General features: G+C 68.7%; 11 protein-coding genes and 1 tRNA gene. 11 read left to right on the forward strand and 1 reads right to left on the reverse strand.

Annotation, left to right across the window (positions count from 1 at the left end):
* Positions 1-6: 6 nt before the first annotated feature.
* The 11 genes from FCN18_RS01745 (at position 7) to FCN18_RS01795 (ending at position 12,424) form a co-directional block, all read left to right on the forward strand.
* Positions 7-849, forward strand: coding sequence for an EamA family transporter (locus FCN18_RS01745; RefSeq protein WP_137092917.1), 843 nt, complete (start codon positions 7-9; stop codon positions 847-849).
* 559 nt (positions 850-1,408) lie between these two features.
* A complete protein-coding gene (gene dnaN / locus FCN18_RS01750) occupies positions 1,409-2,542 on the forward strand; it encodes a DNA polymerase III subunit beta (protein ID WP_112265876.1) in 1,134 nt (377 codons plus the stop codon).
* A 26-nt stretch (positions 2,543-2,568) separates the two neighbouring features.
* Complete coding sequence (gene gnd, locus FCN18_RS01755) at positions 2,569-3,459, forward strand: phosphogluconate dehydrogenase (NAD(+)-dependent, decarboxylating) (RefSeq protein WP_110334276.1); 891 nt, start codon at positions 2,569-2,571, stop codon at positions 3,457-3,459.
* Positions 3,460-3,472: 13 nt separating this feature from the next.
* Entirely contained in the window at positions 3,473-4,624 is a 1,152-nt protein-coding gene (gene recF / locus FCN18_RS01760) for a DNA replication/repair protein RecF (protein ID WP_137092920.1), read from the forward strand.
* Between the two features lie 160 nt (positions 4,625-4,784).
* Positions 4,785-5,387 (forward strand): DciA family protein, encoded by a 603-nt coding sequence (locus FCN18_RS01765; protein WP_137092922.1) that lies wholly within the window; start codon positions 4,785-4,787, stop codon positions 5,385-5,387.
* 251 nt (positions 5,388-5,638) lie between these two features.
* Positions 5,639-7,603: a DNA topoisomerase (ATP-hydrolyzing) subunit B gene (gyrB, locus tag FCN18_RS01770; protein WP_113641051.1), complete on the forward strand. Its 1,965-nt coding sequence runs from the start codon at positions 5,639-5,641 to the stop codon at positions 7,601-7,603.
* A 48-nt stretch (positions 7,604-7,651) separates the two neighbouring features.
* The gene (gene gyrA / locus FCN18_RS01775) at positions 7,652-10,201 is read left to right on the forward strand and encodes a DNA gyrase subunit A (protein WP_228713569.1); all 2,550 of its coding nucleotides are present in this window, start codon (positions 7,652-7,654) and stop codon (positions 10,199-10,201) included.
* 33 nt (positions 10,202-10,234) lie between these two features.
* Entirely contained in the window at positions 10,235-10,987 is a 753-nt protein-coding gene (locus FCN18_RS01780; protein WP_170200492.1) for a DUF3566 domain-containing protein, read from the forward strand.
* Positions 10,988-11,038: 51 nt separating this feature from the next.
* Positions 11,039-11,112, forward strand: a tRNA-Ile gene (locus tag FCN18_RS01785).
* Positions 11,113-11,355: 243 nt separating this feature from the next.
* Positions 11,356-11,775 (forward strand): PPOX class F420-dependent oxidoreductase, encoded by a 420-nt coding sequence (locus FCN18_RS01790; protein WP_137092924.1) that lies wholly within the window; start codon positions 11,356-11,358, stop codon positions 11,773-11,775.
* A gap of 7 nt (positions 11,776-11,782) precedes the next feature.
* Entirely contained in the window at positions 11,783-12,424 is a 642-nt protein-coding gene (locus FCN18_RS01795) for a class I SAM-dependent methyltransferase (RefSeq protein ID WP_137092926.1), read from the forward strand.
* Positions 12,425-12,471: 47 nt separating this feature from the next.
* On the opposite strand, the gene FCN18_RS01800 is transcribed toward FCN18_RS01795, so the two are convergent.
* On the reverse strand, positions 12,472-12,705 hold the full coding sequence (locus FCN18_RS01800; RefSeq protein ID WP_110334285.1) for a CsbD family protein: 234 nt from the start codon (positions 12,703-12,705) through the stop codon (positions 12,472-12,474).
* Between the last annotated feature and the right edge of the window lie 126 nt (positions 12,706-12,831).

A 12,831-nucleotide genomic window follows, 5' to 3' on the forward strand; every position in this document is an offset into this window, starting at 1 on the left:
CGCCACATGGTCGGCAGAGGAGCACTGCTCGTACTGGGCAGTGTGGTGAGCGTTCAGGTCGGGCAGGCGATCGGCAAACACCTCTTCGCCGACGCCGGAGCGCTCGGCACCGTGGCGCTGCGACTCGGCATCGCGGCAATCGTGTTGCTCGGGTGGCACCGGCCCGCGCTTCCGAGCACCCGCAAGGAGTTCGCCCTCGTGGCCGCCTTCGGCGCCGCGATCGCCGGCATGAACCTCATCTATCCCGCGCTCACGACGCTGCCGCTCGGGGTGGCGACGACACTGCAGCTGCTCGGCCCGATCCTGTTGGCACTCCTCACTTCTCGCGGTCTCGCCGAAGTGGGTGCCGCCGGGTTCGCGGGGTTCGGCGTCTGGCTCTTCCACGGCCCAGGTGGTGGAGCTCCGTTCGCAGGCATCGCGTTCGCGCTCGCGAGCGGGGCGTCGATGGCCGCCTATCTGTTGTTGAGCCGCACGGCGGGCAGGCGCAGTGAGACGGCGTTGACGCTCTCGCTCGCCGTCGCGTTCGCCGCGATTCTGTGGCTCCCGGCGGGAATCGCGCAGAGCGGCGCCGCGTTGCTGGCCCCCGAGGTACTGCTCGTCGGAGCGCTCGTGGCGGTGTTGTCAGCGGTCGTTCCCTATTCACTGGACCTCGCGGCGCTGCGCCGGATCCCGCCACGAACGGTGGGAGTTCTGGAAAGTCTGGAGCCCGCGGTGGGCGCGATCGCCGGTCTCGTGGTGCTGTCAGAGGTGCTTTCCGCGCCCCAGTGGGTAGCCATCACATGTGTCTGCACGGCCGGAGTTGTCGCGGTGACGGGCTCGCGCGAGGCCCGAAGTCGTTCTGCCGCCTAGGTTTTGTCACTCACTAAGGCGATCCAGGTCACGTTTCGGGGGTGCATCGGCGGTGCATGGGCTGGGCACAGGTCGACCCACAGCTGGGGACAAAACTGTGGAAACCTGGGGACAGCTGTGGAGCAACTGAGGACGGCGAAAGTTCTCCACGGCGGCCCCCGACTTCTCCACCGAGCTGCCACCACGGCTGTCCACACGGCCGCGCGTGCTCGGACCTGCGCGGACGACGCCTGTCCACACAACCCACAGCCCTTACTACTACGACTGAACAAAGATCTCTTCGAAGAAGAACAAAACAAAAACAAGCGAGCTGTGAACCTGGGGATACCCGCTCGGCCGCTCGACTGGGCCGGGATGACGGCGGTGCCGCTCACGCTCTAACGTGGAAACCCACACCCCGGTCCGCTCGGTGCCGGTGTCGTCGATGTGCGACGCACCGCGTCCGGGCGAACCCACACAGCCACGCCCCCTCGACCGCCCCTGCCCATTGGGGGCGTCTGTAGGGGTGATTTGTCGTCTTTCGAGCCGCCCGGGCTCGGCTGTCGAAAGGATGGGCGCCATGAAAATCCGCGTCGAGCGTGATGGGCTCGCTGACGCCGTCGCCTGGGTGGCTCGAAGCCTTCCCTCCAGGCCGCCGGTTCCCGTGCTGGGCGGTGTGCTGCTCGACGCAGGAGCCGACGGGGGTTCCGACGCGCTGACCGTGTCCGGCTTCGACTACGAGGTCTCAGCGACCGTCGGCGTACCAGCCACGATCGCGGACGGCGGGCGCACGCTAGTCTCGGGCAGGCTCCTGGCGGACATCACCAAGGCGCTGCCCGCCCAGCCGGTGGAGATCGCCGTCGACGGCGCTCGCGCGTCCATCACCTGCGGAAACGCGCGCTTCAGTCTGCCGACCATGCCGGTGGAGGACTATCCACAGTTGCCGGCGCAGCCAGATCTCGCAGGCGAGGTGACGGGCGAGGCGTTCGCCCAGGCCGTGGCCCAGGTCGCGGTGGCCGCCGGTAAGGACGACACGCTGCCGATGCTCACCGGTATGCGGCTGGAGATCTCGGGCACCACCCTCACGCTCGTCGCCACCGACCGCTTCCGGCTCGCGATGCGCGAGTTCAGCTGGTCGCCCGCCGAGGGGCTCGCCGACGCGGCGGTCCTCGTGCCTGCCCGCACGCTCGCCGACGCGGCGAAGTCGCTCGGCGCGAGCGGCGCGACCGTGCAGGTCGGCCTCGCGAGCGGCGACGGCCTGCTCGGCCTCGCCGGTTCCGGTCGCTACACCACGACCCGCCTGCTCGACGCGGAGTTCCCGCCGTACCGGCAGCTGCTCCCGTCGCAGCACACATCGCGCGCGGTCCTCCAGGTGTCGGCGCTGGCCGAGGCGATCAAGCGCGTGTCGCTGGTCGCCGAGCGGGGTACCCAGGTGCGGCTCGAGTTCAGCGAGGGGACCCTCAGGCTCTCGGCAGGTGGCGACGACGAGGGCAGCGCCGAGGAAGAGCTGCCGGTCGACTACGAGGGCGAGCCGGTGACCATCGCCTTCAACCCGGGTTACCTCGTCGACGGGCTCGGCGCGTTGCACGCCGACCGGGCGGAGCTGACGTTCACCACGCCCAACAGGCCCGCGCTGATCAAGCCGGCCGACGAGAACGGCGACGTCGTTCCCGGTTACCTCTACCTGCTGATGCCGGTGCGGCTTCCCGGCTGAGTACGAAACACACAAGGGGACAACTGATGGTTCAGCTCGGACTTGTCGGCCTGGGCAAGATGGGCTTCAACATGCGCGAGCGCCTGCGTGCCGCCGGGCACGAGGTGGTCGGCTACGACCGCAACGCCGAGGTGACCGACACCGGGTCGCTCGCGGAGCTGGTGTCGGCACTGGCCGCGCCTCGCATGGTCTGGGTCATGGTGCCCGCCGGCGAGGCGACCAGGCAGACCGTCGCCGAGCTCGGCGACCTGCTCAGCGAGGGCGACCTGCTGATCGACGGCGGCAACTCGCGGTTCAGCGACGACAAGAAGAACGCCGAGCTGCTCGCGGGCAAGGGCATCGGCTACCTCGACGTCGGCGTGTCCGGTGGAGTGTGGGGCAAGGAGAACGGCTACGGCCTGATGGTCGGCGGCGACAAGGCCCACGTCGAGCAGGCGATGCCGATCTTCGATGCGCTGCGTCCGGACGGTCCGCGCGAGGAGGGCTTCGCGCACGCGGGCTCCGTCGGCGCCGGTCACTACGCGAAAATGGTGCACAACGGCATCGAGTACGGCCTGATGCAGGCCTACGCCGAGGGCTTCGAGCTGCTCGAGGCGGCGAAGGTCGTCGAGGACGTGCCCGCCGTGATCAAGGCGTGGCAGCGGGGCACGGTCGTGCGCTCGTGGCTGCTCGAGCTGCTGGTCAGGGCACTGGACGAAGACCCGGAGCTCGACGACCTCGAGGGTTACGTGGAGGACTCCGGCGAGGGCAGGTGGACGCTGGAGGAGGCGATCAACAACGCCGTGCCCGCACCCGTGATCTCCGCCGCGCTGTTCGCCCGGTTCTCCTCCAGGCAGAAGGATTCCTCGGCCATGCGCGCGGTGGCCGCGCTGCGCAACCAGTTCGGCGGCCACTCGGTCAAGAAGGTCGGCGAGTAGGGCACGGCGCGGCGTGTACCTCCGTCACCTCCAGGTGACCGACTTCCGCTCGTGGGAGCACGTCGACCTGCCGCTGGAGCCGGGTCCGACCGTACTGGTCGGGCCGAACGGCCGCGGGAAGACGAACCTCATCGAGGCGATCGGTTACGTCGCCACGCTCGGCTCGCACCGGGTCGCGACCGACGCACCCCTGATCAGGCATGGGTGCGAGCGCGCGCTGGTGCGCGTCGCCGTGGTGAACGAGGGCCGCGAGCTGACCGTCGAGCTGGAGATCGCCCCTGGCCGGGCCAACCGCGCACGCGTCAACCGGGGCGCGGTCGGCAGGCCCCGCGACGTGCTGGGGATCCTGCGCACGGTGCTGTTCTCTCCCGAGGACCTCGCGCTCGTGCGCGGCGACCCCGGCGAGCGCAGGCGGTTCCTCGACGAGCTGCTCGTGCTGCGCGCCCCGCGCTACGCGGGTGTGCGCAGTGAGTACGACAAGGTGCTGAAGCAGCGCAATGCCCTGCTCAAGTCGGCGGGCAAGCGCCGGGGCGACGACCCGTACGCGCTGTCGACGCTGGAGGTGTGGGACAACCACCTGGCCACGGCGGGCGCCCAGCTGCTGGCGGCGCGGCTGAACCTGGTGGCCGACCTCGCGCCGCACACGGCCGCGGCCTACGCCGGGGTCGCACCTGACTCGCGGCCTGCCAAGATCGCCTACCGGTCGGGGCTCGGCGGCGCGTTGCCGACGGGCTACGGCGTTCCGGGTGGTGAGCGGGCTGACGAGGAAAAGCTCGCCGGCATCCTCCTGGAGGCGCTCGGCGAGTCGCGCGCGGCGGAGCTGGAACGTGGGGTAAGTCTGGTCGGACCCCATCGGGACGAGCTGGAGCTCGTGCTCGGCGAAGCTCCGGCCAAGGGGTACGCCAGCCACGGCGAGTCGTGGTCGTTCGCACTGGCGTTGCGGCTCGGGTCCTACGAGCTGTTACGAGCCGAGGCGGGGGGTGAGCCCGTTTTGTTGCTTGATGACGTGTTCGCGGAGTTGGACCGGAGACGTCGCGCCCGGCTGGCGGAGGTCGCGGCGAGCGCGGAGCAGGTGCTCGTGACCGCGGCTGTGGATGAAGACGTGCCCGAGGAGCTCGCGGGGACGCGGTTCGCGGTTTCGGAGGGTGAGGTACGACGTGCCTGATCAGAGCCACAATAGACCGGGCCGGCGACCCGGAGTGACCGGGGCCACACAAGTTACCCACCGATCTGGGGATAAGTCTGTGGATAGTGTGGATAACACAGCGAACCTGTTATCGCCGCGCGTGACTGAAGGCCCAAATGAGGTGGTCAATACCCCTCGGGTGGGCGGTTCTGCCGGTGAGTCCCCCAAACGAGACACTGAGCGTAACAGCGCTGCTGGGCCGAACGAGACGGGGTCCGCCGACAGTCCACAGGGCAGGGACCTCGCCCACGCCGCGCTCCAGGCGGCCAGGGAGCGGGCCGCCGCCCGGGGGCACGAGCCGGGCGTGCGCAGGCCGGGCGGCAAGCCGGCGCTCGGCCGGGCACAGAACCCCAGGCGCAGGCGCTGGTCCGGTCCCGGCGTCGACGAACGCGACCCGCAGCCGCTCGGCAGGCTCGCCTCGCGCATGGCGACGCAGCTCGGGTGGAGCGACCAGCTCGCCAACGGCCAGGTATTCGGGCAATGGACGCGGCTCGTCGGCGAGGAGGTCGCCGAGCACGCCCAGCCGGTCGCGCTCAAGGAGGGGGAGCTGACCGTGCGCGCCAGCTCAACCGCCTGGGCGACCCAGCTGCGGTTGCTGCAGCGCCAGCTGCTGGCGAAGATTGCGGCGGGGGTGGGGCACGGTGTCGTCAAGCGCATGCGGATCCAGGGCCCGACGGCGCCGAGCTGGCGCAAGGGCCCGAGGCACGTCTCGGGCCGGGGTCCGCGCGACACCTACGGGTAGCCGTTCGAAAGACGCGGCCCGAACGCGCGAATCCGGCGCGAGGTCTCCGTTGGTCACGGCGGGACCCGGTTGACGTCGAGATCGTCGCTCTGTGACGAAATCAGGGGTGTCCTTGATGCATGTGAGCGGGGCTGGCCAAGTAAACTTGTAAGGGCAAGCCGGATTGATGCCGGACGAGTATCGAGCGGCGTGCCCGACCGACAGGCACACACCCGTGCGCGCGTTGGGTGAGACGAGGAGAAATCAGGCCGGTGGCAGCGAACCAGAGTGAATACAGCGCGTCCTCCATCACGGTTCTCGAGGGTCTCGAAGCCGTTCGTAAACGCCCCGGCATGTACATCGGGTCGACCGGCGAGCGTGGTTTGCACCACCTGATCCAGGAGGTCGTCGACAACTCCGTCGATGAGGCGATGGCGGGCTACGCCACCCGGGTCGATGTCACGCTGCTCGCCGACGGCGGCGTCCGCGTGGTCGACGACGGCCGTGGCATCCCGGTCGACATGCACCCCAAGGAGCAGCGGCCGACCGTCGAGGTCGTGCTCACCGTGCTGCACGCGGGCGGCAAGTTCGACAACGAGTCCTACGCCGTCTCCGGCGGTCTGCACGGTGTGGGTGTCTCCGTGGTCAACGCGCTCTCCACGGCGCTCGAGGTCGAGATCCACATCGACGGCCGGATCTGGGCGCAGCGCTACGAACGCTCCGAGCCCGGTGAGCTGCGCGACCTCGGCCCCACCGACCGCACCGGTACCAGCGTCACGTTCTGGGCCGACCCCGACATCTTCGAAACCACGCACTACAGCGCCGAGACCGTCGCGCGCCGGCTCCAGGAGATGGCGTTCCTCAACAAGGGCCTCACCATCGTGCTGCGCGACGAGCGGGTCGCCGAGGAGAACGGTGAGGACGCCACGGGTGAGCGCGCTCAGATCAAGGAGCGCACCTACCACTACCCGGGTGGCCTCGAGGACTTCGTCAAGTACATCAACGGCAGCAAGGACCCGATCCACCCCTCGGTGATCTCGTTCGAGGCCAAGGGCGACGGCCTCGAGGTCGAAGTCGCGATGCAGTGGAACAACGGCTTCACGCCGTCGGTGTACACCTTCGCCAACACGATCAACACGCACGAGGGCGGCACCCACGAGGAGGGCTTCCGCGCGGCGCTGACCCGCGTGGTCAACAGCTACGCGCGTGACAAGAAGCTGCTCAAGGAGAAGGACGCCAACCTCACCGGCGACGACGTGCGCGAGGGGCTCGCCGGGATCGTCTCGATCAAGCTCTCCGAGCCCCAGTTCGAGGGCCAGACCAAGACCAAGCTGGGCAACAGCGAGGCGAAGTCGTTCGTGCAGAGCACCTGCAACGAGTGGCTGGCCGACTGGTTCGAGCGCAACCCCGCCGAAGCCAAGATCATCATCAACAAGGCGGTGTCGAGCGCGCAGGCACGGCTGGCCGCCCGCAAGGCCCGTGACCTCGTCCGGCGCAAGGGCGCCATGGACATCGGCGGCCTGCCAGGCAAGCTCAAGGACTGCCGCTCGACCAACCCCGAGGAGTGCGAGCTCTACATCGTCGAGGGTGACTCCGCGGGCGGCTCCGCCAAGGAGGGGCGCGACTCGAAGTTCCAGGCGATCCTGCCGATCCGGGGCAAGATCATCAACGTGGAGAAGGCACGCATCGACCGCGTGCTGAAGAACAACGAGGTCCAGTCGCTGATCACCGCGCTCGGCACCGGCATCCACGACGACTTCGACATCTCCAAGCTGCGCTACCACAAGATCGTGCTGATGGCCGACGCCGATGTGGACGGTCAGCACATCCGCACGCTGCTGCTGACGCTGCTGTTCCGCTTCATGCGGCCGCTCGTGGAGCAGGGCTACGTCTACCTGGCCCAGCCACCGCTCTACAAGATCAAGTGGCCGCGTTCGGAGCCGGAGTACGCGTACTCGGACAAGGAGCGCGACGGGCTGCTGGAGGCCGGCGCCGCGGCCGGCAGGCGCCTGCCGAAGGACGACGCGATCCAGCGGTACAAGGGTCTCGGCGAGATGAATGCCGAGGAGCTGTGGGAGACCACAATGGACCCGGCCAACCGCGTGCTGCTGCAGGTGACGCTCGACGACGCGGCCACCGCCGACGAGCTGTTCTCCGTGCTGATGGGCGAGGACGTCGAGGCCCGGCGTTCGTTCATCACCCGTAACGCCAAGGACGTTCGCTTCCTGGACGTGTAACGCCCCGAAACCCCGTCCACGCCAGGACTGTCCAACCGAGAAGGACCTATGACGGAAACCTTGCCTCCGGATCACGACCGCATCGAACCGGTCGACATCCAGCAGGAGATGCAGCGCTCCTACATCGACTACGCGATGAGCGTCATCGTGTCGCGGGCGCTGCCCGACGTGCGCGACGGGCTCAAGCCCGTGCATCGCCGCGTCCTGTACTCGATGTACGACTCCGGCTTCCGCCCCGACCGCGGGTACAACAAGTGCTCCCGTGTCGTCGGTGACGTGATGGGTAACTACCACCCGCACGGCGATTCGGCGATCTACGACGCGCTCGTGCGGCTCGCGCAGCCGTGGTCGATGCGGTACCCGCTCATCGACGGCCAGGGCAACTTCGGTTCGCCGGGCAACGACCCCGCCGCGGCCATGCGGTACACGGAGTCGCGCCTCGACCCGCTGGCCATGGAGATGCTGCGGGACATCGAAGAGGAGACCGTCGACTTCTCCGACAACTACGACGGCCGCACCCAGGAGCCGGACGTCCTGCCCAGCCGTATCCCGAACCTGCTGGTCAACGGTGGTTCGGGCATCGCGGTGGGCATGGCGACCAACATCCCGCCGCACAACCTGCGCGAGGTATCCGAGGGCGTCATCTGGGCGCTGGAGAACCCGGACGCCGACGACGACGAGCTCCTCGCCGCGCTGATGCAGCGCATCAAGGGCCCCGACTTCCCGACCAAGGGCCTCATCCTGGGCACCTCGGGCATCGCCGACGCCTACCGCACCGGCCGAGGCTCGGTGCGCATGCGTGCGGTGGTGGAGGTCGAGGAGGACGCCAAGGGCCGCACGATCCTGGTCGTCACCGAGCTGCCCTACCAGGTCAACCCCGACAACCTGGTGGAGAACATCGCCGCGCTCGTGCGCGACGGAAAGCTCACGGGCATCGCGGACATCGCCGACGAGTCCAACAGCCGCAGCGGCATGCGGATCGTGGTCACGCTCAAGCGCGACGCGGTCGCCAAGGTGGTGCTGAACAACCTTTACAAGCACACCCAGCTGCAGTACAACTTCGGCGTCAACATGCTGGCGCTGGTCGACGGCGTGCCGCGCACGCTGCGGCTCGACCAGATGATCCGCCACTACGTGAAGCACCAGATCGAGGTCATCGTCCGGCGCACCCGGTTCCGGCTGCGCAAGGCCGAGGAGCGGGCCCACATCCTGCGCGGTCTGGTCAAGGCGCTCGACCAGCTCGACGCTGTGATCGCGTTGATCCGCCGGTCACCGACCGTCGACGAGGCCCGCACCGGCCTGATCGAGCTGCTCGACATCGACGAGATCCAGGCCACCGCGATCCTCGACATGCAGCTGCGCAGGCTCGCGGCCCTGGAACGACAGAAGATCGTCGACGAGCTGGCGAAGATCGAGCTGGAGATCGCGGACCTGCAGGACATCCTCGACAAGCCGGAGCGGCAGCGCACCATCGTCCGCGACGAGCTCACCGAGATCGTCGACAAGTACGGCGACGACCGGCGCACCCAGATCATCCCCTTCGACGGCGAGGTCTCGGTCGAGGATCTGATCGCGGTCGAGGACGTGGTGGTGACCATCACCCGCACCGGGTACGCCAAGCGGACCAAGACCGACCTTTACCGCTCGCAGAAGCGCGGCGGCAAGGGCGTGCAGGGCGCGACACTCAAGCAGGACGACATCGTCCAGCACTTCTTCGTGTGCTCGACGCACGACTGGATCCTGTTCTTCACGAACAAGGGCCGGGTCTACCGGGCGAAGGCGTACGACCTGCCCGAGGCCAACCGCAACGCGCGCGGACAGCACGTGGCGAATCTGCTGGCGTTCCAGCCGGACGAGCAGATCGCGAGCGTCATCGAGATCCCGAACTACGAGGTCGCGCCGTATCTTGTGCTCGCGACCAAGAACGGCCTGGTCAAGAAGTCCAAGCTCAGCGACTTCGACTCACCGCGCGCGGGTGGCCTGATCGGCATCAACCTGCGCGAGGGTGACGAGCTGGTCGGCGCCGTGCTGGCCTCCGCGGAGGACGACCTGCTGCTGGTGTCCTCCGACGGCCAGTCGATCCGGTTCCACGCCACCGACGAGGCGCTTCGTCCGATGGGCCGGGCGACCTCAGGTGTGCTGGGCATGCGGTTCAACGAGGGCGACGAGCTGCTCGGCATCAGCGTGGTCAGGGAGGACACGTTCCTGCTGGTCGCCACTGATGGCGGCTATGCGAAGCGGACCCCCATCGAGGACTATCCGGTGCAGGGCCGCGGCGGCAAGGGCGTGCTCACCATTCAGCATGACCGGAAACGTGGCAGGCTGGTGGGGGCAATCATCGTCGACGCGGACGACGAGCTGTACGCGATCACCTCGAGTGGCGGGGTCATCCGGACCCCAGCCGGGCAGGTGCGCAAGGCCGGACGGCAGACGAAGGGGGTGCGTTTGATCAACCTCGACGAGGGCAACACCCTGCTCGCCGTGGCACGCAACGCGGACAAGCCGTCGGACGTCCCCAACGGAGAGAACGGCGAACCGGCTCCCACCGGCGACGAAGCCGGCAACCCCGAGCCGAACGAGACGACGCAAGAGCAGTAGCAGGCGCGGAATCTGACAAGGGACTGACCGTTTGTGACACCACCTGACAACACCGAGCGGCGAGGCGGCGGCACGACCGACACGGGCGCCGGCGACGTCGCCCCGCCGTGGCAGCGCGTGGCCAAGGAAACCGGCAGCGGTTCGGCCGGTCAGGAGGGTGAGGGCGGCTTCGGCGAGCGCTGGTCGGCGGGCCAGTTGCCCGCTGAGGACGCCTCGTCGGCCCAGACCCAGTACCTGTCGAACGGCAACGCCGACACCCAGGTGGTCACCGGCAGCGCCGCCAACCGGCTGTTCGGTCAGCCGCAGCAGAGCGACACCCAGCGCACACAGCCGGTGAGCGGGCCGTCGCAGCCGCCTGCTGGCGGCAAGGGCGGCGGCCGGTCGACACCGGTCAGCGCGCTGCGCAGGCCCGGAAGGGGCCCGCGCAGGGCGAGCCTGCAGATCAAACGGTTCGACCCGTGGTCGGTGCTCAAGCTCTCCCTGGTGCTCGGCGTCGCGATGTTCTTCGTCTGGCTCGTGGCCGTCGGTGTGCTCTACACGGTGCTCGACGGCATGGGCGTGTGGGACAAGATCAACGGCACGTACACCTCGCTGGTGCAGGGCGACAGCGCCGAAAGCGCGGGCGACCCGCTGATCAGCGCGGGCCGCGTGTTCGGCGTCGCGGCCATCGTCGGCGCGATCAACATCGTGCTGATCTCGGCCCTGACCACCGTGAGCGCGTTCATCTACAACGTGTCGGCGGACCTGGCGGGCGGCCTGGAGGTGACCCTTTCGGAACGGGAGTGACCCCGTGCGAGGGGCCTCCGCCGAGGTCCTGTAAGCTTTTCTCCGTTCCCAGGGCCCATAGCTCAGGCGGTTAGAGCGCTTCGCTGATAACGAAGAGGTCGGAGGTTCAAGTCCTCCTGGGCCCACAGAACACACGAAGGCCGGTTCCCAAGCGCGGGACCGGCCTTCGTGCTATTCGATGGTGATACGCCATGGTCGTGGCTCCGTTCAGCGGTTGGATCCTTCGCCGGAGCCGCGTGCCGGGAGCCAGACCTGGCGGGTCCTCGGGCTGGCAGCCGCCGTGGTGGTGTCCGCCGCCGTGTTCGCGATCCAAGCGGTCTGACTTGCGGGAACGTGACAACGCAGCCCGCTGTGGCAGTCTGGCGATCATGTCCTTCACTGACGAGGAGATCGCCTACCTGCGGGCGCATCCGATGGGACACCTGGCCACCGTTGGCGCCGATGGTCAGCCGGACGTCGTCCCGGTGGCTGTGGAGTTCGATGGGACCGATTTCTGGGTCGGGGGCGGGAGCACGGTGACGCGTACCCGCAAGTTCCGCAACGTCGCGGCAGGGCGTGACAAGGTCTCTCTGGTGTTCGACGACCTGCCGTCCTTCGAGCCGTTCGTCGCCAGGAGCGTCCGCGTCTACGGGGTCGCCGAGCAGCCGATCGAGCGCATCGGAATGGCCGGACCAGGCATCTACCTGCGAATCACGCCGACCATTTCCTGGAGCTGGAATCTCGCGGGCGAGCCCGTCGGCGAGGACTGGTACGAGCCACGGCGCACCGTGCACGCGCCAGGGCGCTGACGGGAACATGGGCGCCCTCGACTGGGACCACAACGCCTTCTACCAGCGGGTCCTGCTTGGCAAGCTGCCGCGGCGGTGCCGTCGCGTGCTGGACGTGGGCTGCGGCGCGGGAGCGTTCGCCGCGCGGCTGGCCGCGCGAGTGGAGCACGTCGACGCGATGGACATCTCGCCGGTGATGATCGAGCGCGCCGAGGAGCGCACCCCGGACAATGTCGCGTGCATCCTCGGCGACGTGATGCGGTATCCGCTACCGGAGGCCCACTACGACGCGATCGTTTCGGTCACCGCGCTGCACCACCTGCCCCTGCACGACGCGCTGCAGCGGCTGTCCCGTGCACTGCGGCCAGGCGGAGTGCTCGCCGCCGTGGCGCTGCCTCGTCCGGACCTGCCGCGCGAGCTGCCCGCCGAGCTGCTCGGGGCCACCGGTCATCGCCTGCTCGGCGTCGGCTTCGGCGCGCTCAGGGCGGCCAGCCGGGGTGAATGGTTCCGGCACGAGCCCACGCATGACGTGATGCCGGTGAACCTCGACCCGCCGCTGACCACCCGGCAGGTCCGGCGGATCGCCGTGGCCACGCTGCCTGGTAGCCACGTGCGGCGGCTGGTGTTCTGGCGCTACCTCCTGCACTGGCAACGGCCGGAAAGCGCATAGATCAAGGGCTGTTCCACGTGGAACAGCCCTTGACAGCCAAGTCGTTTCTACTGGTGGCCGCGCTCGCGGGCCTCGGCCGCGGCGGCGTCGCGCTCCGCCTGCTTGGCCCTCTCCTCGTGCTCGGCGATGTCCTGCTGAGCGCGTGCCTTGTCCTGCTGGGCGCCACCCTCACGCTGCATCTGGTCGTTGCCGAAGAGCGCGCCGGCGCTCTCCTTCACGCGCCCCTTGATGTCCTCGACGGCGCCCTTGAGGCCTTCCTGCTGTTCGTCACGGTTGCCCATGGTGGTCCCTCCTTGTCGCCGTACGTGGCGTCACCGACCGCCTACCCGTGAGTCCGACCGCATAAACCCGGCCCCGGCCGGGTGCAGTAGCATCGCAGGCGCAGGGTCAGCAGGTTGTCGTCGAGG

The organism is Prauserella endophytica (genome assembly GCF_005146945.1).
In the GTDB taxonomy this organism is placed as follows: domain Bacteria; phylum Actinomycetota; class Actinomycetes; order Mycobacteriales; family Pseudonocardiaceae; genus Prauserella_A; species Prauserella_A endophytica.

Bases quoted from the DNA above. Each gene is read 5' to 3' on its own strand.
- FCN18_RS01795 (WP_137092926.1), top strand. From the start codon at position 11,783: ATGGGCGCCCTCGACTGGGACCACAACGCCTTCTACCAGCGGGTCCTG.
- FCN18_RS01745 (WP_137092917.1), top strand. From the start codon at position 7: ATGGTCGGCAGAGGAGCACTGCTCGTACTGGGCAGTGTGGTGAGCGTT.
- FCN18_RS01800 (WP_110334285.1), bottom strand. From the start codon at position 12,705: ATGGGCAACCGTGACGAACAGCAGGAAGGCCTCAAGGGCGCCGTCGAG.
- dnaN (WP_112265876.1), top strand. From the start codon at position 1,409: ATGAAAATCCGCGTCGAGCGTGATGGGCTCGCTGACGCCGTCGCCTGG.
- FCN18_RS01790 (WP_137092924.1), top strand. From the start codon at position 11,356: ATGTCCTTCACTGACGAGGAGATCGCCTACCTGCGGGCGCATCCGATG.
- gyrA (WP_228713569.1), top strand. From the start codon at position 7,652: ATGACGGAAACCTTGCCTCCGGATCACGACCGCATCGAACCGGTCGAC.
- gnd (WP_110334276.1), top strand. From the start codon at position 2,569: ATGGTTCAGCTCGGACTTGTCGGCCTGGGCAAGATGGGCTTCAACATG.